The organism is Thioclava dalianensis (assembly GCF_000715505.1).
GTDB lineage: Bacteria > Pseudomonadota > Alphaproteobacteria > Rhodobacterales > Rhodobacteraceae > Thioclava > Thioclava dalianensis.
Genome location: NZ_JHEH01000004.1, coordinates 228,045 through 249,728 on the forward strand (window position 1 = coordinate 228,045; position 21,684 = coordinate 249,728).

At 63.3% G+C, this 21,684-nt stretch carries 22 protein-coding genes, 1 tRNA gene and 1 pseudogene; 6 read left to right on the top strand and 18 right to left on the bottom strand.

What is annotated here, in order from left to right; all coding sequences use genetic code 11:
* Positions 1 to 63 precede the first annotated feature (63 nt).
* The 8 genes from DL1_RS05360 to fabA form a co-directional block, all read right to left on the bottom strand.
* Positions 64 to 825 (bottom strand): polysaccharide deacetylase family protein, encoded by a 762-nt coding sequence (locus tag DL1_RS05360; protein ID WP_038063508.1) that lies wholly within the window; start codon positions 823 to 825, stop codon positions 64 to 66.
* Positions 822 to 1,919 (bottom strand): glycosyltransferase family 4 protein, encoded by a 1,098-nt coding sequence (locus DL1_RS20765; protein WP_051693335.1) that lies wholly within the window; start codon positions 1,917 to 1,919, stop codon positions 822 to 824. The genes DL1_RS05360 and DL1_RS20765 overlap by 4 nt, the downstream gene beginning before the upstream one ends.
* A 71-nt stretch (positions 1,920 to 1,990) precedes the next feature.
* Complete coding sequence (locus DL1_RS05370) at positions 1,991 to 2,809, bottom strand: alpha/beta fold hydrolase (protein WP_038063510.1); 819 nt, start codon at positions 2,807 to 2,809, stop codon at positions 1,991 to 1,993.
* Between the two features lie 89 nt (positions 2,810 to 2,898).
* The gene (locus DL1_RS05375) at positions 2,899 to 3,570 is read right to left on the bottom strand and encodes a haloacid dehalogenase type II (RefSeq protein WP_038063512.1); all 672 of its coding nucleotides are present in this window, start codon (positions 3,568 to 3,570) and stop codon (positions 2,899 to 2,901) included.
* Positions 3,571 to 3,620: 50 nt separating this feature from the next.
* Positions 3,621 to 4,409, bottom strand: a complete 789-nt coding sequence (locus DL1_RS05380) for a pyrroline-5-carboxylate reductase family protein (RefSeq protein ID WP_038063516.1) — start codon at positions 4,407 to 4,409, stop codon at positions 3,621 to 3,623.
* A gap of 54 nt (positions 4,410 to 4,463) precedes the next feature.
* On the bottom strand, positions 4,464 to 5,252 hold the full coding sequence (locus DL1_RS05385) for an enoyl-ACP reductase FabI (RefSeq protein ID WP_038063519.1): 789 nt from the start codon (positions 5,250 to 5,252) through the stop codon (positions 4,464 to 4,466).
* Between the two features lie 34 nt (positions 5,253 to 5,286).
* On the bottom strand, positions 5,287 to 6,513 hold the full coding sequence (gene fabB, locus DL1_RS05390; protein ID WP_038063522.1) for a beta-ketoacyl-ACP synthase I: 1,227 nt from the start codon (positions 6,511 to 6,513) through the stop codon (positions 5,287 to 5,289).
* A gap of 29 nt (positions 6,514 to 6,542) precedes the next feature.
* Positions 6,543 to 7,052: a bifunctional 3-hydroxydecanoyl-ACP dehydratase/trans-2-decenoyl-ACP isomerase gene (gene fabA, locus DL1_RS05395; protein WP_038063524.1), complete on the bottom strand. Its 510-nt coding sequence runs from the start codon at positions 7,050 to 7,052 to the stop codon at positions 6,543 to 6,545.
* A gap of 148 nt (positions 7,053 to 7,200) precedes the next feature.
* Here fabA and irrA point away from each other — a divergent pair, with 148 nt between their 5' ends.
* Positions 7,201 to 7,626, top strand: a complete 426-nt coding sequence (gene irrA, locus DL1_RS05400) for an iron response transcriptional regulator IrrA (RefSeq protein WP_038063526.1) — start codon at positions 7,201 to 7,203, stop codon at positions 7,624 to 7,626.
* Between the two features lie 22 nt (positions 7,627 to 7,648).
* Here the strand turns inward: irrA and DL1_RS05405 are convergent, their stop codons facing one another.
* From DL1_RS05405 to DL1_RS05435, 7 genes are read right to left on the bottom strand one after another with little or no spacing between them, the layout of a single operon-like run.
* Positions 7,649 to 8,596 carry an AEC family transporter gene (locus DL1_RS05405; protein WP_038063528.1) on the bottom strand — a complete coding sequence of 316 codons (948 nt, stop codon included), beginning with the start codon at positions 8,594 to 8,596 and terminating at the stop codon, positions 7,649 to 7,651.
* On the bottom strand, positions 8,593 to 9,396 hold the full coding sequence (locus DL1_RS05410) for an MBL fold metallo-hydrolase (RefSeq protein ID WP_038063531.1): 804 nt from the start codon (positions 9,394 to 9,396) through the stop codon (positions 8,593 to 8,595). The genes DL1_RS05405 and DL1_RS05410 overlap by 4 nt, the downstream gene beginning before the upstream one ends.
* Positions 9,393 to 10,226 (bottom strand): TatD family hydrolase, encoded by an 834-nt coding sequence (locus tag DL1_RS05415; RefSeq protein ID WP_038063534.1) that lies wholly within the window; start codon positions 10,224 to 10,226, stop codon positions 9,393 to 9,395. Before DL1_RS05415 ends, DL1_RS05410 begins: the two co-directional genes overlap by 4 nt.
* A gap of 21 nt (positions 10,227 to 10,247) precedes the next feature.
* Positions 10,248 to 11,372: a DNA polymerase III subunit delta' gene (locus DL1_RS05420; RefSeq protein WP_038063542.1), complete on the bottom strand. Its 1,125-nt coding sequence runs from the start codon at positions 11,370 to 11,372 to the stop codon at positions 10,248 to 10,250.
* Positions 11,373 to 11,382: 10 nt separating this feature from the next.
* Positions 11,383 to 11,991, bottom strand: a complete 609-nt coding sequence (tmk, locus tag DL1_RS05425) for a dTMP kinase (protein WP_038063545.1) — start codon at positions 11,989 to 11,991, stop codon at positions 11,383 to 11,385.
* A 30-nt stretch (positions 11,992 to 12,021) separates the two neighbouring features.
* Positions 12,022 to 13,197 (bottom strand): D-alanyl-D-alanine carboxypeptidase family protein, encoded by a 1,176-nt coding sequence (locus DL1_RS05430; protein ID WP_038063548.1) that lies wholly within the window; start codon positions 13,195 to 13,197, stop codon positions 12,022 to 12,024.
* Positions 13,198 to 13,212: 15 nt separating this feature from the next.
* Positions 13,213 to 14,145, bottom strand: coding sequence for an SPOR domain-containing protein (locus tag DL1_RS05435; RefSeq protein ID WP_038063550.1), 933 nt, complete (start codon positions 14,143 to 14,145; stop codon positions 13,213 to 13,215).
* Between the two features lie 214 nt (positions 14,146 to 14,359).
* Between DL1_RS05435 and DL1_RS05440 the strand changes: the two genes are divergently transcribed.
* From DL1_RS05440 to DL1_RS05450, 3 genes and pseudogenes are all read left to right on the top strand, one after another.
* A tRNA-Ser gene (locus tag DL1_RS05440) sits at positions 14,360 to 14,449 on the top strand.
* 550 nt (positions 14,450 to 14,999) lie between these two features.
* Positions 15,000 to 15,257: pseudogene (locus DL1_RS05445) on the top strand (transposase); the annotation flags it as partial.
* Between the two features lie 112 nt (positions 15,258 to 15,369).
* Entirely contained in the window at positions 15,370 to 17,454 is a 2,085-nt protein-coding gene (locus DL1_RS05450) for a methyl-accepting chemotaxis protein (protein WP_143081650.1), read from the top strand.
* Positions 17,455 to 17,530: 76 nt separating this feature from the next.
* Here the strand turns inward: DL1_RS05450 and DL1_RS05455 are convergent, their stop codons facing one another.
* A complete protein-coding gene (locus DL1_RS05455) occupies positions 17,531 to 18,805 on the bottom strand; it encodes an Nramp family divalent metal transporter (RefSeq protein ID WP_425441845.1) in 1,275 nt (424 codons plus the stop codon).
* Positions 18,806 to 18,984: 179 nt separating this feature from the next.
* Here DL1_RS05455 and mntR point away from each other — a divergent pair, with 179 nt between their 5' ends.
* Positions 18,985 to 19,419 carry a manganese-binding transcriptional regulator MntR gene (gene mntR, locus DL1_RS05460; RefSeq protein WP_038063557.1) on the top strand — a complete coding sequence of 145 codons (435 nt, stop codon included), beginning with the start codon at positions 18,985 to 18,987 and terminating at the stop codon, positions 19,417 to 19,419.
* Here the strand turns inward: mntR and DL1_RS05465 are convergent.
* Together DL1_RS05465 and DL1_RS05470 are read right to left on the bottom strand one after the other, a co-directional pair.
* Entirely contained in the window at positions 19,396 to 20,178 is a 783-nt protein-coding gene (locus DL1_RS05465; protein WP_038063559.1) for a 23S rRNA (adenine(2030)-N(6))-methyltransferase RlmJ, read from the bottom strand. The two genes, mntR and DL1_RS05465, sit on opposite strands and share 24 nt — an antisense overlap.
* A gap of 639 nt (positions 20,179 to 20,817) precedes the next feature.
* Entirely contained in the window at positions 20,818 to 21,021 is a 204-nt protein-coding gene (locus DL1_RS05470) for a DUF1127 domain-containing protein (RefSeq protein WP_038063562.1), read from the bottom strand.
* A gap of 342 nt (positions 21,022 to 21,363) precedes the next feature.
* On the opposite strand from DL1_RS05470, the gene DL1_RS05475 reads away from it, so the two are divergent.
* The coding region (locus tag DL1_RS05475) for an iron-sulfur cluster assembly protein (protein WP_038063564.1) at positions 21,364 to 21,684 on the top strand (321 nt) is incomplete at its 3' end.

Below are 21,684 nucleotides of genomic sequence, written 5' to 3' on the forward strand. Positions count from 1 at the left end.
TCTCGGATTCCGAAACGTTTCGGAAAAGGCGCTCCTTTTGGAGCGCCTTTTTGTATCAATGGGTTAGGCGTGAGGTTGGTGCCAGTCGGGGCGGAAGAGCGTTGTGCCTTTGGGCGCATCCTTGGCGTAGAGCTTCCACAGGAACCCGAAACTGTCATCGCCCTGAGAGATTGCCTTGCGGGGCAGGGCCAGCGGGTCAAAGGCGGGCGTCGCCGCGCCGCGCTGACAGGTTACGCCGGTCTCATATCCGGCTTGGGCTGCGGCCTTCAGCGTCTCTGGCCCGTGTGAGCCATAGGGGTAGCAGACATGCGGCACGGCCCGTCCGAGCCCGTCTTCCAGCCGGGCTTTGCTGTCGCGAAGCTCGCGGATCTGCCGGGTCGCATCCTGATCGCCCAAGCGGATGTGATTGGCGCTGTGGCTGCCGATTTCGATGTTATCGGCGGGCAGGCTGCGCAACTCCTCCCAATTCATCAGAGGCGCTGCCGGGTGACCGGCCGAGGCGAGCCAGTCAGCTGTCCCGCCAATCATATCCGAGATCGCATAGACGATGGCGGGAAAGCCATGCGCGCGCAGGACGGGCAGGGCGTGTTCGTGGAAATTCCGGCATCCGTCATCGAAGCTGAGCACCACGGCGCGCCGGGGCATCGCGATCTCGCCACGCAGCGCGCGTGCTGCCGTGCTCATCGACAAGACGGGGATGCCGAGCAGTTTGAGCATCCGCATCTGCGCGCGAAACCGGTCTATATTGCAATAGCTTGCGCGGTGCTCGGCCATCTTCGGGAAGGGGCCTATCTGATGATACATGAAGATTGTGATGCCGCTCATCGCGCGCCTCCCTGCGCCTGTGACAAGGCCTGCGCATAGCCCGCCTCGGTGCCCGCGCGCATCGCGGCCTCGGTGAAGGTCTGCAGAAAAACCGCGCGGGCCGCATCGCCCATCCGCGCGCGCAGCGCGTCGTCCTGAGCAAGCTGCATGATGGCTTCGGCCAGCGCCTCGGGGTCGGAGGGCGGCACCAGAAGCCCGTTCTGGCCGGGGGTGATCACCTCGGGGATGCCGCCCAGATTGCTGCCGATGGCCGGGCGTCCGGCGGCGCAGGTTTCAAGAAGGGAGAGGCTCAGCGCCTCGCGGTAGGAGGGGGCAAGCATGAGGTCCATCTGCGCAAAAACAGCCGCGATGTCGCTGCGCTGGCCCCAGAATTCGACGCGATCCGAAAGGCCGAGCGCCTTTGTGCGGGCCTTCATCTGGGCCGCCCATTCGGTGGTGTCTGCGCCGATAAAGACGAGCCGCGCGGGCAGGCGGTCGCGCAGAAGGGCCAGCGCCTCAAGCGCCGTGTCATGGCCTTTCACCTGTTCGAGCCGCCCAAGAATGCCCATGACAAGCGGGCGCTCGGGGCGGATCGGGCCGGGGGGCGGCGCGGGGGCGCGGCCTTGATCGGGCACGCCCAGATGCACGCAGCGCACCTGCTCGGGCGCGAATCCCTTGTCGAGCAGCACAGAGCGTACGGCCTGCGAGACTGCGAGGATCGGGTGATTGGGGCCGAACCATTTCCACGCGGTCGTGGAATGCGCGCTGGCGATGACGGCCACACGCCCGGCCGCCGCCCAGCGGGCGTAGCGCGTGCCGCGTTGGGCATGACCATGCAGCAGATCGGCACCCCATCGCTTTGCAAAGCGCCGCAATTTCCACGCCGAGATCGGATCATACATCCCGTTCATCGCCAGATCGAGGCTGTCATACCCCGCCTGCGCCATCGCCTCGCCCAGCCAGCCGTCCCGCGGACCGGCATAGGCGATGTGATGCCCGGCCTCGCTGAGCACGCGGGCCAGCGCATGCACGTTGCGCTCGATCCCGCCGAGCTTGTGGCTATGGGCCACCATGATGATCCGGTGGCGGGGGCTGCTGGACGAGCCTGCATGCATCGAGAGCCTCTTTGGCAGGGACGGCGAGGGCGTTTATAGACAGCGCGCGGCGCCAGCGGTAGGGGGCGCGCTCAGAGCTTTGCGATCCAAGCGTGCAGCGCTTCCAGCGCCTCGGCTTCGTCGAGGAAGGGGATATGGGCGCGGTCTGGCACGCTGGCATAGATCATGTCGGGGCGGCGGCGCTGCATCTCGCGGGCGGTCTCGTCGCTCAGCAGTTCGGAATTCGCGCCGTGGATCAGCGCCAGCGGCAGCCCTTCGGCGGCATCAAACAGCGGCCAGGCCTCGGGCACACCGCCTTCGAAGGCCTTCAGGAAGGCGGCGCGCAGCTCCGGGTCGTAATTGATCTTCAGCCCGGTTTCTGTCTCGAGATAATGGTGGCGCACCTCCTGCGCCCAGCGGCTGTCGGGCACGTTCTCAAAGCCCTTCATCGCTGCGGGCAGTTTCGCGGCCATTTCGTCATAGGTCTTGGCGGCCGGATTGCGCCCTATATAGTCGAAAATCTGGTTCAGCCCGGTCTCTTGCAGTACCGGGCCGACATCGTTGAGCGCGAGCCCCGTGATCCGGTCCTTCGCGGTGGCTGTGAGATACATCCCGATCAGCCCGCCGCGCGAGGTGCCCAAGATCGCGGCGCGCTCCAGCCCCAGATGGTCGAGAAGTTGCAGCGCGTCCAACGCCTCGCGCGGGACGGTGTAGCTTGCCTCTCCGGTCCAATCGCTCGCGCCGCGACCGCGGTAATCCATGCGGATCAACCGGATACCCGGCAGATGCGGAGCGACATAGTCGAAATCCTGAACGGTCCGCGTGAGGCCCGAGAGCGCGAGCACCGGCGTGCCCGAGCCCGTGTCGCGATAGGCCAGCTTCGCGCCATCATCGGCGGTGAAGAACTCCATGAGGCTTCCTTTCGGTTGATCATCTGAGAGTAGCTAGGGCCTTGTTGCGACCTTGCCATTCACGTCTGCTTTGCATCAGCAAGGCGCGCTCAAAGATGGTCGGGCAGGGACGTGAGATCTGGCAGGATCACGTCCGGGCTATGGGACAGCCGCTCGGTCGGGGCACCCGCGCGATTGGCCCAGACCACGCGAAAGCCGAAGCGCGCTGCGCCGGCGGCATCCCAGCCATTCGACGAGATGAAACTGGTCTGCGCCGGCGAGATGGCAAGCTGGGTCTCGACCAGCCCGTAAACTTCCATAGCGGGTTTGAAGCGGCGTAGCGCGTCGACCGAGATCACCGCATCGAGCAGCGGCGCGAGGCCTGCAGCCTGTACCGCAGAGGCCAGCATGTCGGGGGCGCCATTCGACAAGATCGCGCATTTCACGCCACGCGCCCTGAGCGTCTCCAGCATGGCGGGCACTTCGGGGAAGGCCGGCAGTTCGCGGTAGAGATCCATCAGGCGCGCGGCCAGCGCGGGATCGTCAAGCCCTTGCGCCTCCATTGCCCAGTCCAGCCCGTCGCGGGTGAGTTGCCAGAAATCGACGTAATCGCCCATCACCTCGCGCAGCCAAGAATATTCAAGCTGCTTGCGGCGCCAGTCGGCGGCGAGACGGGGCCAGATATCGCGCAGGCGGGGCTCGTCGAGCGCGAGTGCGCGGGCGGCGGCATCGACGTCGAACAAGGTGCCATAGGCGTCAAAGACGCAGAGCTCTGTGGTCATTTTGGGTCCTCCCAAAGGGTGAAACGGTGCCGAGCCATTGGCGGGTCCGCTCAGTATATCTCTCGGGTCTTCTGCACGGCGCTTTCAAGGGCGGCTGCGATCTCGCGCGCAAAGGGGCCGCTTTGCAGGCGTCTGAGCCCGGCAGCCGTCGTCCCGTCATAGTCGATCATCTCTTGCACCTGCGTGGCCGGTGAAGGGCCCTCGGCCATCATCTGCCCCGCGCCGAGAAACAACTGCCGTATCGCGCGATCAGCAATCTCGGGTGCGATGCCTTGCGCGCGGATATGATCTGCCATCGCGGCGGCGCAGGCTGCGACAAATCCCGGCACCGGACCGGTAAGCGCGGTGAAATGGGCGAGGTGGTCCTCGGTCTCCAGCTCATCCGTGGTGCCGCAGGCCTCGAAGATCGCGCGGGCGCGGCTGCGATCTTGCGCGGTCACATCGGGCGCTGCGAACCACGGCGAATAGGCCAATGCATGCGCGGCGGCGGGGCTGCTCATTGCGCAGATCGCGCGGGAGCTCTGGGTGAGCCGCACAATTTCGGCCAGTGGCACGCCCGCCATCACCGAGATGACCAGCTTGCCTGTGGCTTGGATCTGGATACTGCGCGCGGCGGCGGGCGGAACGCATAGCACGATGACATCGCAGGCATCCGCCAGCGCCTGCGGATCCGTGAGCAGGTGATCAGCGGGAAATCCCTCAAGATCGGGCAGATGGCCTGAGCGGTTGCTGAGATAGAGCGCTGAGCCCTGCGCGCGGGCCTGCCAGAGAGCGCGCGCCAGAGCCGCGCCAAGCATGCCTGTGCCAATGATTCCTACGGAAAAATCGCGTCTTGTCATCCCGCCCCTCCTGTTTGCTTTCACCCTAGCGGGTGGGGCGGGGTGGTAAACCCCTTACAGGTTTTCTGCGATGGGCATGCCCATCACGTGATAGCCGCTATCGACCGAAATGATCTCGCCGCTGGTGCAGGCAGCATACTCTGAGCACAGATAGACTGCGGTGCCGCCGATCGCCTCGAGCGTCGCATTGTGGCGCAACGGGGCATTGGCATCGGTGTGCCGGAATGTTCTGCGTGCGCCGCCAATGGCGGCCCCTGCGAGCGTCTTCATCGGGCCGGGCGAGATCGCGTTGACCCGGATGCCTTGCGGCCCGAGATCGGCGGCGAGGTAGCGCACGGCAGATTCCAGCGCCGCCTTGGCCACGCCCATGACGTTGTAGAAGGGCGTCACGCGCTGCGAGCCCATATAGGTCAGCGTGATCAGCGAGCCGCCTTCGGTCATCAGCTCCGAGGCGCGTTTGGCCACGTCGATGAAGCTGTAGCACGAAATCGTCAGTGAGTTCTTGAAGTTGTCTCGCGTCGTGTCGATGAAGCGGCCCGCGAGTTCACTTTTGTCGGAAAAGGCGATGGCGTGGATCACGAAATCGATGCTGCCCCAGCCTTCTTTCAGCTGCGCGAAGGCCGCATCCATCGAGGCGTCGTCATTCACATCGACATCGAGAAGAAAAGTCGAGCCGAGGCTCTCGGCGAGCGGAGCGACCCGTTTGCCAAAGGCCTCGCCCTGATAGGTGAAGGCCAGTTCTGCGCCTTCGTCCGACAATGCCTTGGCGATGCCCCATGCGATCGAGCGATCATTCGCGACCCCCATAACGAGGCCGCGCTTGCCCTTCATTAATTCTGCCATTCCCGTCCTGCCGTCCTGCCGCCGTGTTTACGAATTAATCCAGAAATTTGCTCATGATGAGCGATGCGTTCGTGCCGCCGAAGCCGAAGCTGTTGGAGAGCACGCTGTCATGATCGACGCCATCGACCATCTCGGTCGCGATCTCGCCCGCGCGAATGGCAGGGTCGAGCTCGGTCACGTTGATCGAGGGGGCGATGAAATTGCCCTGCATCATCAGGAGCGAATAGATCGCCTCGTTGACCCCTGCCGCGCCAAGCGCGTGGCCCGTCATCGACTTGGTGGAGCTGATCGGCGCGTGATCTTCGCCTATGGCGCGGCGCACGGCCTCAACCTCGGTCACATCGCCCACCGGCGTCGAGGTGCCATGCGCGTTGATATAGGTGATCTTGCGGCCTTCAGGCAGGGTCGATTTCGCCAGCTTCATCGAGCGCTCGCCACCCTCGCCAGAGGGGGCCACCATGTCATAGCCATCCGAGGTCGCGCCGTAGCCCGTCACCTCGGCATAGATCTTGGCACCGCGCGCCTTGGCATGTTCGAGCTCTTCGAGCACCAGCATGCCGCCGCCGCCGCCGATCACGAAGCCGTCGCGGGTCGCATCGAAGGCGCGCGCGGCGGTTTCGGGGGCGTCGTTATATTTCGAGCTCATCGCGCCCATCGCATCGAAGAGACAGCTCAGGGTCCAGTCGACCTCTTCGCCGCCGCCTGCGAAGACGATGTCTTGCTTGCCCATCTGGATCAGCTCTGCGCCGTTGCCGATGCAATGGGCCGAGGTCGAGCAGGCCGAGGTGATCGAGTAGTTCACGCCCTTGATCTTGAACGGCGTGGCGAGGCAGGCCGAGACGGTCGAGCTCATGCATTTGGTGACCATGAACGGCCCCATGCGTTTGGGGCTGCCTTTCTCGATCACCGTCTGGTGGGCCAAGAAGAAATTCGAGGTGGACGGACCGCCCGAGCCTGCCACGAGGCCGGTACGCTCATTGCTGATATCGCCGGCATCAAGCCCGGCATCGGCAATCGCCTGTTCCATCGCGATATAGGCATAGGCCGCCGTCGGTCCCATGAACCGAAGCTGGCGCTTGTCGATATTCGCGGCCAGATCGATATCCGGGACGCCGGCGACCTGACTGCGAAAGCCAAGCTCCTTATACGAGTCCTGGAAGGTGATGCCGGATTTACCGGCCCGGAGGCTGGCGGTGACTTCGTCGGCGGTGTTGCCGATGGGCGAGACGATGCCAAGCCCGGTGATGACGACGCGGCGCATAAGGCCCTCCTCGTTTATAGTCTCTCAGATCAGCTCTCGGAGAGCGCGACCTTCATATCCTTGACTTGGTAGATCACTTCGCCATCGGCCTCGACGATCCCGTCGGCGACGCCCATGGTCAGCCGGCGCGTTTGCACGGCCTTGGTGAAATCGACCTTGTAGGTCAGCATCTTGCGCTCGGGGCGGACCATTCCGGTCAGCTTTACCTCGCCGACGCCGAGCGCGTAGCCGCGCCCTTGCCAGCCGCGCCAACCAAGGTTGAAGCCGGTGAGCTGCCACAGCCCGTCCAGCCCGAGGCAGCCGGGCATGATCGGGTTGCCCGGGAAGTGGCACTCGAAGAACCACAGGTCGGGGGTGATGTCGAATTCGGCCACGACATGGCCTTTGCCGTGCAGACCGCCATCTTCCGAAATCTCGGTGATACGGTCCATCATCAGCATCGGGGGCTCGGGGAGTTGTGCATTGCCGGGGCCAAACAGCTCCCCGCGCGCACATTTAAGTAGATCTTCTTTCCCGAAGCTCGTCGGAAACCCTGCCATCGGTGCTCCTTCCCGTTTACGGCGTGCTTTTCCAAACCCTCTAGCACCGCTGCGCCAATCGGCGCAAGGGCAACGGGGAGCCGGCTGCGCGCCTGCTCCATTGAAACCTGCGCCCAGAACAGTCATATTGATGGGAAGGAGTTTAGGGATGCCAGCAAAACCTGACGGGATGCGCGAGCGGGGACAATCTTGGTTGGCTCAGGGACACCTGAGGCCGACGCGTCAGCGCGTGGCCCTTGCGGCCTTGCTCGTGGGAGATGGCGAGAACCGTCATGTCACCGCTGAGAGCCTTTATGCAGCGGCCTGCGATGCGGGCGAGAAGGTCTCTTTGGCCACGGTTTACAACACGCTCAAAGCGTTTTGCGATGCCGGGCTGATGCGTGAGGTGACGGTCGATGGCTCGCGCAGCTATTTCGACACGCGCATGGATGATCATCCGCATTTCTTCTGGGAAGATGAGAACCGGATCTCGGATGCGCCTGCCGAGGAGCTGCAGCTGGCGCGGATCCCCAAAGCCCCGGAAGGCGCCAAGGTGACCCGCGTCGATGTCGTGATCCGGGTGCGCAAGGCCTGAGCGGCGCGCAAGGGGAACTGACTTAGGGCAGGATCGCCAGCCAGCCCCAGATCGTCAGGATCGACAGCGCCGTTGCAATCAGCACTGCCGAGGCCGAGACGCGCTTGGCCACCCCGTAGATATTGGCAAAGAGATAGGCGTTCACGCCGGGTGCCATTGCGCCCGTCAGCGTGGCCGAGCGCAGGGCGGCGGTATCCACGTGGAAGGCGAAATGCGCTAGCGTGTAGGTGATCGCCGGATGCACGATCAGCGCCAGTACCGTGATCATCGCAATCGCCTTGGCATCGCCCTCGGGGCGGTAGCGATGCAATACGCCGCCCAACCCGAACAGGGCGGCAGGCAGCGCCGCACGCGCCATCATATCCATGCCTTCGCGGATTGGATGGGGAAGGGGTTGGCCTGTCAGCTCGGTCCCGATCTTGATGGCAAAGCCAGTGAGGATGCCGATCACCAGCGGCGTGCGCAAAACGCCTGTCAGCGCGTTGAGCCCGACGCGGCCAAGGCTCGCCCCCGTGCCCGACGAGCGCACCATCTCCATCGAAAGGATGCCGACTGCGTAGAGAAACGGCGAATGCACCGAGATGATCGCGAAATTGCCCGAGAGCGCGTCGGTGCCATAAGCGCGCTCGGTAATCGGCAGGCCCAGCAGCAGCGAGTTCGAGAACATGCAGGCAAAGCCGATGGCTACGCATTCCGGGCCGCTGCGCCCCATTATCCGCGATCCAAAGATGCCGATTGAAAAGGCAATCAGAGCGCCGGCATAGAAGGCGGTCATCATCCACCAGTTATAGCTTTGGCTCAGATCGAGATTTGCGATGGACCGCGCCAGCAGGACCGGCACCGCGAAGGTCTGGGCAAAGCGCATCAGCCCATCGACCGCCCCTTCGGAAAACAGCCCGCGCCATGAGGCGACATACCCGAAGGCGATCACCAGAAAGACCGGCAGGATGACGTCGATCAGAACGCTCAAAGGTCAAATTCCAGCACCATCCCGTCATGGGCCGGGCGCACGTGATCGGGGGTCTCGCGCGCCACCGCGTCGTGATCGAGATCGATATGCATATTGGTGATCACGGCGCTTTGCGGAGCCGCGCGGGCGATCCATTCGAGCGATTGCGCCAGATGCGCATGGGTCGGGTGGGGCGTGCGCCGCAGCGCATCGAGCACCCAGCATTTGAGCCCGCCCAGATGGGCCCATGCGGGCTCGGGGATGGCCGAGACATCGGGCAGATAGGCCAGATCGGCGATCCGAAAGCCGAGCGCGTCGATATTGCCATGTTCGACCTGAAATGGCTGGAAGCGGATCGGGCCGCCATCGCCCGTAATTTCGAAAGCCGTATCGTTTCGGATCGCGTTGAGATCGCAGATCGGCTTGTAATTGCTATCGGGCGGCTGGACGAAGGCATAGGCGAAGCGGCCCAAAAGAGCCTCTTGCGTGTCGCCATCGGCCCAGACGGGCAGGCGCTTGCGCATGTTGAAAACAATCTGGCGCAGATCGTCGAGCCCGTGCACGTGATCGGCGTGGCTATGGGTATAGACCACCGCATCGAGCCGATCGACGCGCGCGCTCAAAAGCTGCTCGCGCATATCGGGGCCGGTATCGATGAGCACTCGGGTCGTGCCGCCCTCGCTGATCCGCTCGACCAGCATCGCGCAGCGCAGGCGGCGGTTTTTCGGGTTGGCTGGGTCGCATTCGCCCCAGTTATTGCCGATCCGCGGCACACCGCCCGACGAGCCGCAGCCCAGAATGGTGAAGCGCATGCGGCTCATGCAGACAGGCTCCCGCGTTCGCCATGAGCGGCGGCCTTGGCAAACAGCCGGTCGAAATTGGCCTGCGTGGCCGCGGCGAAATCGGCCAGCGGCAGGCCGAACACCTCTGCGCCCACCTTTGCCGTCAGCGCGCTATAGGCGGGCTCGTTGCGGCGCCCGCGATGGGGCGGCGGGGCGAGATAGGGGCTATCGGTCTCGACGAGGATCCGCTCCAACGGGGCGCGCGCGAAGATATCGCGCACCTCCTGGCTTTTGGGGAAGGTCGCGATGCCCGACATCGACAGGTAAAACCCCAGATCAATCGCCGCCTGCGCCAGCCGTGGCCCCGAGGAAAAGCAATGCATCACGCAGGCATAGGGCGCGATCTTCATCCCCTCGGTCAGGATCGCTTCCATATCTTCATCCGCATCGCGGGCATGGATGATCAAGGGCAGACCGGTTTCCTGCGCGGCCTCGATATGAAGGCGCAGCGAGGTCTTTTGCGCCTCGGCGCTCTCGGCGGAATAGTGATAATCGAGCCCTGTCTCGCCGATGCCTACGAATTTCGGATGGGTGCTGAGGGCGACCAGCTCCTCGACCCGCGCCATCGGCTCGGCGGCGACGCTCATCGGGTGGGTGCCTGCAGCATAGAAGACACCGCGATGTGTTTCCGCCAGTGCGCGCACTTCGGGCTCATTGCGCAGCCGGGTGCAGATCGAGACCATCCGCGTCACCCCGGCGGCATTGGCCCGTGCGATCACCTGATCCAGTTCCCCCGCGAAGTCGGGGAAATCGAGATGGCAATGGCTGTCTGTAATCTCGGGCGGGCGGGTCTCGGGGGAGGGGGACAAATCGGGCTCCTTGCTGCGACCTCAAGAGGCCGCGTCACTGATCTCCAACACGATATCCATCACCAGAGCGGCAGGGTCAAGGTTGACCGCCCGGCCATGGCGGGCGCGTGCGCCCAGCTTTTGATGAAGCTCCGCCCATTTCATCGCCGCCTGCTCATTGGGCGAGAGGCGGGCCAACAGCTCGGCCTCGCCGGGGGCGGCTTGCGGCTCGGGCGGGCCTGCGACCCCGGCCCGGGCCGTGCGGGCGAGAAACAGCTCGATCAGCCCGAGGATCAGATCGTAGCGCGGCTCATTGGCCTTGCCGGCGCAGGCTTCGGCCAATTGCAGCGCGCCGATCCGGTCCAGCCGTGGCAGGGTGGCCATCAGCTTGATCAGGTTGGCATAGCGCGTCATGCCCTCGAGATTGATCAGCCGGATCGCCGCCCCGACCGAGCCGCCCGACAAAGCCGCCAGCGCATGGGTGTCGAGATTGGGCGGCGTGCCGTCCTCATCTGCGGCGGCAAGGGCTGCGGCCATCTCGTCGGGCTCAAGCGTGCCCAGACGCAATTCGCGACAGCGCGAGCGGATCGTGGGCAAAAGCCGTGCGGGCTGATGGGCGATCAGCAGGAAGGTTACGCGGGCGGGCGGCTCTTCGAGCAGCTTCAACAGCGCATTGGCCGCCTGCACGTTCAGCTCATCTGCGGCATCCACGATCACCACGCGCCGCCCGCCTTCGGTGGAGGACAGATGCAGGAAGGACTTCAGCTTGCGCACCTCATCGACGCGGATCTCTTGGCTGAGCGCGCTTTCCGTCGCATTGGCGCCGCGCTTGAGTGTGAAGATCCCGGGCTCGGAGCCCGCGAGGATTCGGCTCAGCGCAGGATGGGCCGGGTCCGGATCGAGGCTGGTGGGGGCTTCAGGCGCACCAAACAGACCTGAGTCGTCGCCCTCGGGACGGGTGAGCAAAAACCGTGCGATGCGCCATGCCATCGTGGCCTTGCCGACGCCGCGCGGCCCGCTCAGCAGCCAGCCGTGATGCAGCCGCTCGGTGTTGAAGGCATCGAGGAAATCCGCCTCGGCGCGGAACTGACCCACCAGTGCGAGCGTCTCACGCGGGTGGCGTGCGCCGGGGGCAAGGGTGGGATCGGGAAGGTCGGCGAGGCTCATGGCCGACACTCTAGAGCCTGGCCGCCGCACATTCCAGCACGTCTTGCGCGACGCGCTCGGGCGCGCGTGCGCCGTCGATCACCGCAAAGCGCGCAGCGTATTCGCGGGCGAGATCGAGAAAGCCTGCGCGCATCTTTTCTTGCAGACCAAGGCCGAAATCTTCAAAGCGTTCTTCATGGCCCTGCCGCCCCCGGGCGCGCGAGAGACCGGTCGCTGGGTCGATGTCGATCAGAATGGTCAGGTCGGGCTCGCGCCCGATCATCAGCGTTTGCAACTGATCGACCACCGCGCGCAGATCGCCGCGCGAGAGGCCCTGATACATCCGAGTGCTGTCGGCAAAGCGGTCGCAGATCACGATCCGACCGGCCTCGAGCGCGGGTTGGATCACGCGCTCCAAATGGTCGCGGCGTGCGGCGGTGAACAGCAAGATCTCGGTCTGGGCGGACCAGCGCTCGGGATCGCCCTCAAGGACAAGCCTGCGGATCTCTTCGGCCCCCGGAGAGCCCCCCGGCTCGCGGGTGAGCACCACGTCATGGCCGCGCCCGCGCAGGGCCTCGGCCAGCAGATGCGCTTGGGTCGATTTGCCCGACCCGTCGATCCCCTCAAAACTGATAAACATGGCGCCTACTCGTATCCCCGGGTCATGCGCTTAGCTGTTCACCTTTTCCATCGCCGCGTCAAAGGCTTTGCCGCCCAGCCGTGCCATGGCCGCCTTGACGCGCACCATGAACCCGCCGCGCTTGACGTCATTTTCCGCCACCAGCGCCACTTCGCGCGGATCCTGCAGGCCCGGCACCGTGATCACCAATTTGCCAAGCTTCTGGCCCTTCTTGATCGGCGCCTGAATCGGACCGTCAAAAACCGCCTCGGCTTTGACCTTGTCTTTCGCGCCAGCCGGGATCAGCAGGTTGAGATCCTGCTCGGGGGCAAGCCCCACCGTTTTCTGCGCACCCAGCCAGACCGGGGCGCGGGTCAGCTCGGTGCCGGAGGCTGCGACCTTTTCCATCACGAATTGCCGAAACGCCCAGTTCGCGACCGCCTCGCCTTCCTGAGCGCGGGATTGCTCGGTGGGCAGCCCTGCCAGAACGTAGAGGATCCGGCGGTCGCCCATCACAGCCGAGCCCACCAGTCCATAGCCTGCTTCTTGGGTGTGACCGGTCTTCATCCCGTCCGCTTTCCAGTCGGCGGCCTTGATCTCAAGCAGCGGATTGCGGTTTTCGGCATTGGCCGGGGCGCGATCCTTGTAGTTGAAATGGGTCTCGGAGAAGAAGTGATAATACTGGTGGAAATGGGTGATGATGCGATTGGCCACGATGCCCAGATCATGCACCGACATGCGTTGACCCGGGTCGGGCCAGCCGTTGGAATTGGCAAACATCGAGTTCTTCATGCCCAGCTCATGCGCACGCTCGGTCATCAGTTTGGCAAAGGCGGGCTCGGAGCCTGCTAGCCCCTCGGCCACCACCACGCAGGCATCGTTGCCCGAATTGATGATAATACCTTGGATCAGCTCGCGCACGGTCGGGCGGTCGGTCGTGTTGAGAAACATCGTCGAGCCGCCCATCGACTGGGCATGCGGCGAGACGGGGAAGGTCGTGTCCATGGTGACCCGCCCATCCTCGAGCGCCTCGAACAGCAGATCGAGCGTCATCAGCTTGGACATCGAGGCTGGGGGCAGCGGAATGTCGGCATTCTTGTCCAGCAGCACCGTCTTGGTCGTCACATCATAGACCCAGGCCGCGCGGGCCTTGGTTTCAAAGGCTGCGGCGGGCAGGGCGGTGGCGAGCGCCAGAGCGGCGGCGAGGATCAGGCGGGGGAATCTCATGGTCAACGATCAATCCTAGTTCGAGACAGCATAGGCATCGGGGTAGCCCAGCTTGTGAATGGTGGTCTTCAGCGCTTCGAGATCGGGTTTGGAGGGGGCAGGGCCCGCGATCACGCGCCAGAAGGTCTTGGACTGGCTTTTCTCTTTCTTGATGGTGGCAATCACGCCCGCTTTGGCCATCTGGGCCTTCGCCCGGTTGGCATTGGCCTCGCTCGAGAAAATGCCAATCTGCACGAAGGAGCGCCCGCTCGGGGCCGTTTTGGCGGCGGGCTTGGGGGACGGGCTTTCGGGCGCTGCGTTCACGGGGGCGGCCGGGGCGGGCGCCGGTGTCGGCGGTGCGCCGATGGCCGGTTTAGCGGCGGGCTCAGTTGTCGTGGCGGCGCCCTTGGGCGGCGCGAGCGGCGTTTGATCGACGCTGTCGGGCTTGGCGATCACGGGCTTATCGACGAGCGGCGTGGTCTCATCTTCCGCCGGTGCGGTTTCGCGCCGCAGCGCCACGACCGACAGCTCGGCCGGCGCGCCTGCGAGCATGCCAAGCGCATCGGCGGCATCGGAGCTGACCTGAAGCTTGGGCCCGGGATTGTCGATCTCGCGGCGGAACAGCGCGCCGATCACGAATTTGCCGTTGGAGGGGTTGCGGATGATCACCCGCTCAGGGTCTTTGACCCCCGGATAGGCGACCCAGACCCCGCCCAGCGAGGGGCGGCCATCCCAGAGCGCCTTTTCATCGACAGAGAACACCTGCGGCGCCTCGACATCGCGCTCTACCAGATTGGTCGAGGTCGAGCTCGACGTGTCTGCCGTCGCATCACCCGGCTTTTTCTTGAGGAAATCAAACGGCTTGGCACCGTCCTGACAGGCTGAAAGCATCAAGCCGCCCGCCAGTGTCAGCGCCAGTACAGACGCCTTGCGGCGTAAACTGTTGCCCTGCAAATTTAGCTGTCTCATAGCTCGCCCCTCACTGCGCGCGGTTGGTCCGCGCCTGTTTGCCCCGTCGTCGGAAGGTGTTTCATGCGAGGTTTTTGGCCCTGCGCATAAGCTCTCCGCCGCGCGCGATCCTAGCGTGTTGCCCGGCCCATGAAAAGAAGGGCTGCATGTCGAGGGCGGATTTCGGCGCGAAAGGCTTTCAGAATCGCGTGAGCCGGGCTAATGGCTGGCCAACGGAAGTGTGGCCGAGTGGTTTAAGGCTCTAGTCTTGAAAACTAGCGTGCGGGGAACCGTACCGTGGGTTCGAATCCCACCGCTTCCGCCATATGCTACACGCGTTGAATGTGCGTAAGCATCGTTTCCTAGGAAAAATGATAAAATTGGCGCGAGCGGGGCAGGTCCTCTATGCCGATTTGCTGCACATTTTTCTGCACAAACTGCTGCGCATTTGCGGTTGTTGAGGGTCGTGACGGGGGAGATCCGTGATGTCGATAATGGCTAGGGGCAAAGGGGAAAGCTCTGTCTCGTGAAGCGTGTTCCAACGAAATATGCGTCGGTCGAAAGCCGTAAGACGGTTTGGATTTCTCTTGATACAGACTCGAAGTCTGTTGCCGGGGAGAGGGGGGGGAGCCGCGTGGAGACAGCAGGTCTCGGAATGGGACGCATTGCTTGCCTGCGGAGGTGCCAATTCGGAATTGAAGCTAGACGTAGCTCGAACGTTAGTGGGATCTAAGGGGTTCGACTATTTGTCCTCGAAAGATCTGCTCGCCGGACCCGTGTCTGATATCATCGCGCGTGTTGAAGCGATTTCGATGAAAGGGCGAAAAACGAGAGCGCAGGAAGGTCGCGCTCTACTGGGCACGTTGCCTGACCCGGGCCTACGCGCCTGCATCCCAGGCCGAGAGCAACGCAAGGCACCGGTGAAGTATGACAAGCGCGGATACAAACGTCGAAGCCGGATCGAGATCATATTCGGCAGGCTCAAGGACTGGCGGCGCGTTGCCACGCGCTAAGACCGATGCCCAAAGGTCTTCCTCTCAGCCATCGCTCTCACCGCCACCGTAATCTACTGGCTATGGGCCTTGATCCTAGGTAAGGGTCTGCCCCGAGCCGCTACTCGGCCCCACCGATAGGCTCTGCGCCCGCGCTTGGCTTGAGGTCCGCGCGGGCGCTTTGCCCTTGATAGGCGGGCTGCCGTTTACGTTGGCTTAGAGATTTTGCGCTAATCATGCCGGATCAACAGGCATGAAAGGTCTACGAATGCGGTTTCTCAAAGCACTTCTCGGGCAGGACGTGGCGAACCCTTCCCCTCAGGCGGAATGGTTCGATCTGATCGAGCAGACGCAGCTCATCTGCCGCATCGGTGCTGACCGAACGATCCTCTCCGTGAATGATCGGTTCGCGCAGGCTATGGGCTATACACGCGCGCAGCTGGAAGGCAGCGATTACGCGCGCCTCCTGCGCGAGAAGGATCGGAAATCCGCGGAATACAAGGCGCTTTGGGGCGATCTGGAACGCGGGGCCCCCGCGCAGGTCATCCGACCGCGCCTTGATGCGAAGGGCGATGAACGCTGGCTCGATATCAATTATCTGCCTCGGATGGGCGCGGACGGAACGCTGCAGGACGTACTGCTGCTCGCCAGCGATATCACAGAGTTCCATCTGCGCCGCCGCGACAACCGCTCGAAGGTCGATGCCTTGTCGCGCTCCATGGCCGTGATCGAATTTGACCTCTCCGGCAAGGTGTTGAACGCCAATACGCATTTTCTCAACGCGATGGGTTATCGGCTCGAAGAGATTAAAGGCAAACATCACCGGATCTTCATGCCCGAAGGTGAGGCCGAGGGGCCGCAATATGACGCCTTCTGGTCCGATCTGGCCAAAGGTGCCTCGCGCAACGGTCCGGTGCGGCGGATGACCAAATCCGGTGAGATTTGCTGGCTTGAAGCGACTTATGAGACATTGATCGATCCCGAAGGTCGGCCCTTTAAGGTCGTGAAATATGCCTTCGATATCACTTCGGTGAAGAACATGGAGGCTGAAAGCCGCGCCAAGATCGATGCGATCGAAAAGGTGCAGGCGGTGATCGAGTTTGACCCGCAGGGCACGATCCTCGAAGCCAATGCGCTGTTTTGCAATGTGATGGGCTATACGCGCGACGAGATCGTAGGGAAAAAGCATCGGATCTTCATCGAAGATGAGGTTGCGAAAAGCGCGGAGTATGCCGCATTTTGGGAGGATCTGAGAGCGGGTAAGACGCTCGCAAAACAATACCGCCGCGTTGGAAAGGGCGGGCGTCTGATCTTCATCGACGCCAGTTACAACCCGATCATGGATGCCTCCGGGCGTGTGGTGAAGGTGGTAAAATTCGCCGTTGATATGACGACGTCCCAGCTTGCAATCGAACAGGTCGGCGGGGCCCTTTCCAAGATGGCGGAAGGAGATCTGAGTGCCCGCATCGAGACCAACCTTGGTCCGATGGACGATATCCGGACGATCTTCAATCGGGCGCTAGAGCAGGTCGAGAGGGCAATCGGATCGGTCTGCGAAGGTGCCGCCGAGGTGGTGCGCGAGGCGCAGGCGATCCGTGCCAGCAGCAACGAGTTGTCGCGCCGGACAGAGACGCAGGCGGCGACACTGGAGCAAAGCGCCGCGGCTCTGGAGCAATTGACCGGGTCCGTCTCGGGCTCGACGGAGCTGACAAATTCCGCCCGCGGGCAGGTTGGCAGCGCCGCCGAAGAGGCCGATCACTCTGCCCGGATCGTCGACAATGCCATCGTGGCCATGAACGAGATCGCGGCATCCTCGCAAAAAATCTCATCGATCACCGGCGTGATTGACGATATCGCGTTCCAAACCAACCTTCTGGCGCTCAATGCGGGGGTCGAAGCCGCGCGGGCGGGCGATGCGGGACGCGGCTTTGCGGTCGTTGCCTCCGAGGTCCGCGCGCTGGCACAGCGCTCGTCGGAAGCTGCCAAGGAGATCGCCGATCTTCTCGTCAATTCTGAACGGCAGGTCTCCGAGGGCGTCGATCTGGTCGACAAAACCGGTGCCGCGCTCAAGCGGATCAACCAGCGCGTCGCTGAAATCCGCGACTCAGTCGTCACGATCGCGACCTCCGCCTCCGAGCAGTCGAACGGGCTGGCAGAGATGAACAAGGCAGTGTCGGATCTCGATCACACCACGCAGCAGAACGCGGCGATGGCCGAGGAGACGAACGCGGCGGTGATGGGGCTGACCCAGAAGCTGGAAGAGGTCCTGCAGGAGGTCGCCTTCTTCACCACCAATGTGCGTGCCGAAATTGATGAGCCTACGCGGCTTGCCGGTTGACCGCCGGTGTCTGGCCCTTGCTTTGGGCCCGCGAAGGTTCGACGAAAATGCCGGGGTTTGCCGGGTCTGCCGCCTATCAGGCGGGCAGGCCCGGGACCGAAAGTCCGGCGGATTGCCATAGCAGCACGAAGTTGAGAGCCAGCACGATCCCCGCCCCAAGAATCGCCAACCAAAGAAGGGGCCCGCGCACAGCGAACTCGCCCATAACCCCGCGATGGCGCACAAAATAGATCAGTGCGATCATTGGCACCGGCAGGGCGACCGACAAGACGACTTGGCTCATCACCAGCGCCTCCGTGGTGTTCACGCCGAGCAAGACGACAACGAAGGCAGGAACCATGGTGATGGCGCGGCGCAGCCAGATCGGGATCCGGCGCCGAATGAAGCCTTGCATGATCATCTGGCCCGCCATCGTGCCGACGACAGAGCTGGAGACGCCTGAAGCAATCAGCGACGTTAGAAACGCTGCGGCGGCGAATCCGCCCAAAAGCGGGGTGAGGGTATGATAGGCTGTCTCGATCTCGGCCACGCTGGCATGGCCCTGATGAAAAGCAGAGGCCGCCATGATGACCATCGCGATATTCACCATGCCAGCCACGGCCAGCGCAATGATCACCTCAAAGTTCGAGAATCGCACGATCCGGCGTTTTTCTGCAATGCCGTGAGAGCGCGCGCGGTCCTGTGTCAGACCGGAATGTAGAAAGATTGCATGGGGCATGACCGTCGCCCCGATCACACCCACCGCGATCGTCAGCGCGCGGGCGTCGGGCAGATCCGGCGTGCCCAACCCGATCAGTGCCGCGCTCCAGTCGACGGGGGCGATGAACATCTCAATCAGGTAGCTCGCGCCAATGATCCCGACGAGCGCGCCGATCACCAACTCCATCGGGCGAAAGCCACCGCGCTCAAACAGCAAGATTGCGTAGGTGACGATTGCTGTCACCCCCATCCCCCAAATCAGCGGCCAGCCGAATAACAGCGAAAGCCCCAGCGCGCCGCCCAAAAACTCCGCCAGATCGGTGGCCATCGCCGCGATCTCGGAGACGACCCACATCGCCAGCGTCAGCGGCTTCGAGAAATGCATGCGCGACAGTTCCGCCAGATTATTACCAGACACGATGCCGATGCGCGCCGAAAGCGCCTGAAACAACATTGCAATCAGATTGGCCCCCAGCACGACCCAAAGCAGCCGATAGCCGTAGCCCGCACCTGCCTCGATATTGGTCGCGTAATTTCCGGGATCCATATAGGCGACCGAAGCAATGACAGCAGGGCCGAAGAACAACAGCAGCCCACCGCGTCTGCGCCCGGCCAGAACATCCGCCATCTTGATGCGGGTTCGCTCTGTCATGCCGGTCATGCTCATTGGGGGCCTCGTATCGTCGAAAGATGCTGCGTCCGCGAAATGTAGCCTGGGCTACAACTTTGGCAAGGGGCTATATATCGTTGACACGGGAGCGTGATGGAGCCGAAAATAGCTTGGCAGCGCTGGCATCGCCCGGTATCCAGCGCGCCCAGTGGAGCTTTCAGATGACCGAGACCGATCCGACACAAATCAAGGGGTTCGACCGTGCACGGCAGGCAGCGTCGCGCGCGTTGGCAGAGGATTATGTCGAGATGATTTCTGATCTCGCGCGGGAGTTCGGTGAGGCGCGGATCACTGATATCGCGGCCCGGCTGGGCGTTGCCCATCCCACCGCGAATAAGGCGGTGGCGCGGCTCAAGCGGGAAGGGCTCGCGGTTTCGCGGCCCTATCGCGGGGTTTTTCTGACGGAAGAGGGGGAGGCGCTGGCCGAGCAGGTGCGTGCGCGCCATCGCGTGGTCGTGGCGCTGTTGCGTGCGGTCGGGGTGCCTGATGAGGTGGCCGAGCTGGATGCCGAGGGGATCGAGCACCATGTGTCGCAGCGCACCTTGCGCGCCTTCGAGGCCTATCTTGCGCGGTCAGAGACCGGCAAACAGGGTTGAGAGACGCCGGGCCTCGTCGGCCAACCCCCAAGGTGGATTGACCACGAACATTCCCGATCCGATCATGCCGTGCCCTTCGCGCGCTGGCGGAAAGCGGACCTCATGGCTCAGCGCTTCGGGGAAGTTGCGCATCAGCTGCAGTATCATGGATTGATGCGCGCCAGAGGTCAGAATCGGGTACCAAAGCGCGATGATGCCGACATTCCAGCGTGTCGCGACCTGCGAGATGACCTTGGGCAGCGCGTCATATTCGGATTTCACCTCATAAGACGGATCGATCAGCATCATCCCGCGGCGGGGCATCGGCGGGCTGAGCGAGATCGCCATTTCCAGCCCGTCCGCCTTGTGCAAGATCGCGCGCCGGGGCCCGATTGCGTCGCGCAGCGCTACATATTCCTGCGGGTGCAGCTCGCAGAGTTGCAACGTGTCGGTGCGTCTGAGCAGAGCCTGCGCGATCAGCGGTGAGCCGGGATAGGCGGCGGGGCCCTGCGCCTCAAGTACCTGCGCGCGCGCCCGGCTGTAGGGGTGATCGGGGCCGAACCAGTCAAGCTGCGCAATCCGCCCGATGCCCGCTTCGGCCTCACCGGTCTTGCGCGCCTCGATCCCATCCAGTGCATAAAGCCCGCGCCCGGCATGGGTTTCGATATAACTCAGCGGTTTGTCCTTGCGCGTGAGGTAATCGAGCGCCGAGGCCAGCAGCGCGTGCTTGTGCACGTCGGCCAGATTTCCTGCGTGATAGGCGTGTTGATAGGACAGCATCGGCAATCTCCTTGTCGCCTGAGTGCCTGCAGTCCGCGACGCACGCAACCCGTTTCACGCCTGAGCGCATCTCGGAGCGGATCTGCGGACATAAAAAAACGGCGGCGCTCAGGGAGGAGGAGAGAGCGCCACCGTCTTTTTCTACCTCGGGTCTCAGGGAGGAGGAGAGAGACCCTTCGGTATGTTCGACACCGCTCCAGGGAGGAGGAGAGGAGCGATGTCTCAGCCTCGGGTCCAGGGAGGAGGAGAGGACCCTCGGTGTTCTTTGCGGCGGCACCCTCAGGGAGGAGGAGAGAGGGCGCCGCCAGAACGATCGGCCCAGGGAGGAGGAGAGGGCCTTTCGTAACCAATTTGGAGCCTTTGCTCCGGTGTTCAAGTGCTGCGGTGCAGCATGCGACAGCCTGTCGCAGGTTTCTGCCGAAATTAACGGGCGGTGACCTCAGGGAGGAGGAGAGAGGTCACCGCCCTCTCGGCGCGGCTTCCAGGGAGGAGGAGAGGAAGCCGGGCAGTCTGTCCGACATCGCGGCCTCGCGCCGCGTGGGGTCGGTATCTTTGTGGCGGCATCCTCAGGGAGGAGGAGAGAGGATGCCGCCGATTTCCAAGACCCCAGGGAGGAGGAGAGGGGTCTCAGGAATTCAATTATTTACCGTAAGCGGCTTCGTAAGCCACGCGGGTGATCATCGAGGCGTGCAGCCCCAGATCGTCCAGCTCACGGGCGCTCAGCGAGCGCAGCTCGCCCAGCGTCTGACGGTACACCTTGCGGCGTGCGAACGCTTCGGAAACTTTGGTCATCACGGCGCTCAGGCCGTTTTCGGAAACGCGGATATCTTGTACGAGTGCCATTGCTTCAGCCTCTTAATCTCTGATCGGACCGGCGCGGATTTTCCGTCATGTGGTCCGTGGTGGTTGCGATGTGCTTTCTATCGCGTTGTCCCTAAGATGAGGCTAATGCTGCGCTTGCACAACGGCGCTTATGCTCATTGCTGCCATGCAGAAACCGCATAACCGTTTCTGATCCATTTTCGGGTCATTTCGGCAAGAAATGTTCGCGCTCACATCGGCGGTCACGGATTAACTGTCCTTTTGGGCAGGTCTGCTCTTGAACCCCGCGACAAAAACGCCACAGTCGCGGCCAAACTTGGCGACGCTGATAATAAGCTGCGCGGGCAATAAGGAGAGATTTGCATGGCTCTGGGCAAAGAAGAGGTGCTTGCTGCCCTCAAAGGGGTTGCGGTTTCCGGCGGCGGCGATGTCGTGAGTCGTGATTTGGTACGGGCATTGGCTGTTCAGGACGGAATCGTGCGCTTCGTGCTGGAAGGCGCACCGCATTCCGAGCTGGAGGCGATGCGCCCGGCGCTGGAGGCGGCGGTGCGTGCGCTGCCCGGTATCTCGAGCGTGACGGTTGTGATTCCCGCAGGGCCGCCGCGGGGGCTGGGCGGTGGGCAGGCTGCACAAAAGGGTCCAGCCATTGGCGGGCATGCCAAGCCGCAGGCGGGGGCCCCCCCC

Coding starts and splice junctions, on each gene's coding strand:
- DL1_RS05360 (WP_038063508.1), bottom strand. CDS start 825: ATGAGCGGCATCACAATCTTCATGTATCATCAGATAGGCCCCTTCCCG.
- DL1_RS20765 (WP_051693335.1), bottom strand. CDS start 1,919: ATGCATGCAGGCTCGTCCAGCAGCCCCCGCCACCGGATCATCATGGTG.
- DL1_RS05370 (WP_038063510.1), bottom strand. CDS start 2,809: ATGGAGTTCTTCACCGCCGATGATGGCGCGAAGCTGGCCTATCGCGAC.
- DL1_RS05375 (WP_038063512.1), bottom strand. CDS start 3,570: ATGACCACAGAGCTCTGCGTCTTTGACGCCTATGGCACCTTGTTCGAC.
- DL1_RS05380 (WP_038063516.1), bottom strand. CDS start 4,409: ATGACAAGACGCGATTTTTCCGTAGGAATCATTGGCACAGGCATGCTT.
- DL1_RS05385 (WP_038063519.1), bottom strand. CDS start 5,252: ATGGCAGAATTAATGAAGGGCAAGCGCGGCCTCGTTATGGGGGTCGCG.
- fabB (WP_038063522.1), bottom strand. CDS start 6,513: ATGCGCCGCGTCGTCATCACCGGGCTTGGCATCGTCTCGCCCATCGGC.
- fabA (WP_038063524.1), bottom strand. CDS start 7,052: ATGGCAGGGTTTCCGACGAGCTTCGGGAAAGAAGATCTACTTAAATGT.
- irrA (WP_038063526.1), top strand. CDS start 7,201: ATGCCAGCAAAACCTGACGGGATGCGCGAGCGGGGACAATCTTGGTTG.
- DL1_RS05410 (WP_038063531.1), bottom strand. CDS start 9,396: ATGAGCCGCATGCGCTTCACCATTCTGGGCTGCGGCTCGTCGGGCGGT.
- DL1_RS05420 (WP_038063542.1), bottom strand. CDS start 11,372: ATGAGCCTCGCCGACCTTCCCGATCCCACCCTTGCCCCCGGCGCACGC.
- tmk (WP_038063545.1), bottom strand. CDS start 11,991: ATGTTTATCAGTTTTGAGGGGATCGACGGGTCGGGCAAATCGACCCAA.
- DL1_RS05430 (WP_038063548.1), bottom strand. CDS start 13,197: ATGAGATTCCCCCGCCTGATCCTCGCCGCCGCTCTGGCGCTCGCCACC.
- DL1_RS05435 (WP_038063550.1), bottom strand. CDS start 14,145: ATGAGACAGCTAAATTTGCAGGGCAACAGTTTACGCCGCAAGGCGTCT.
- DL1_RS05450 (WP_143081650.1), top strand. CDS start 15,370: ATGAAAGGTCTACGAATGCGGTTTCTCAAAGCACTTCTCGGGCAGGAC.
- DL1_RS05455 (WP_425441845.1), bottom strand. CDS start 18,805: ATGACAGAGCGAACCCGCATCAAGATGGCGGATGTTCTGGCCGGGCGC.
- mntR (WP_038063557.1), top strand. CDS start 18,985: ATGACCGAGACCGATCCGACACAAATCAAGGGGTTCGACCGTGCACGG.
- DL1_RS05465 (WP_038063559.1), bottom strand. CDS start 20,178: ATGCTGTCCTATCAACACGCCTATCACGCAGGAAATCTGGCCGACGTG.
- DL1_RS05470 (WP_038063562.1), bottom strand. CDS start 21,021: ATGGCACTCGTACAAGATATCCGCGTTTCCGAAAACGGCCTGAGCGCC.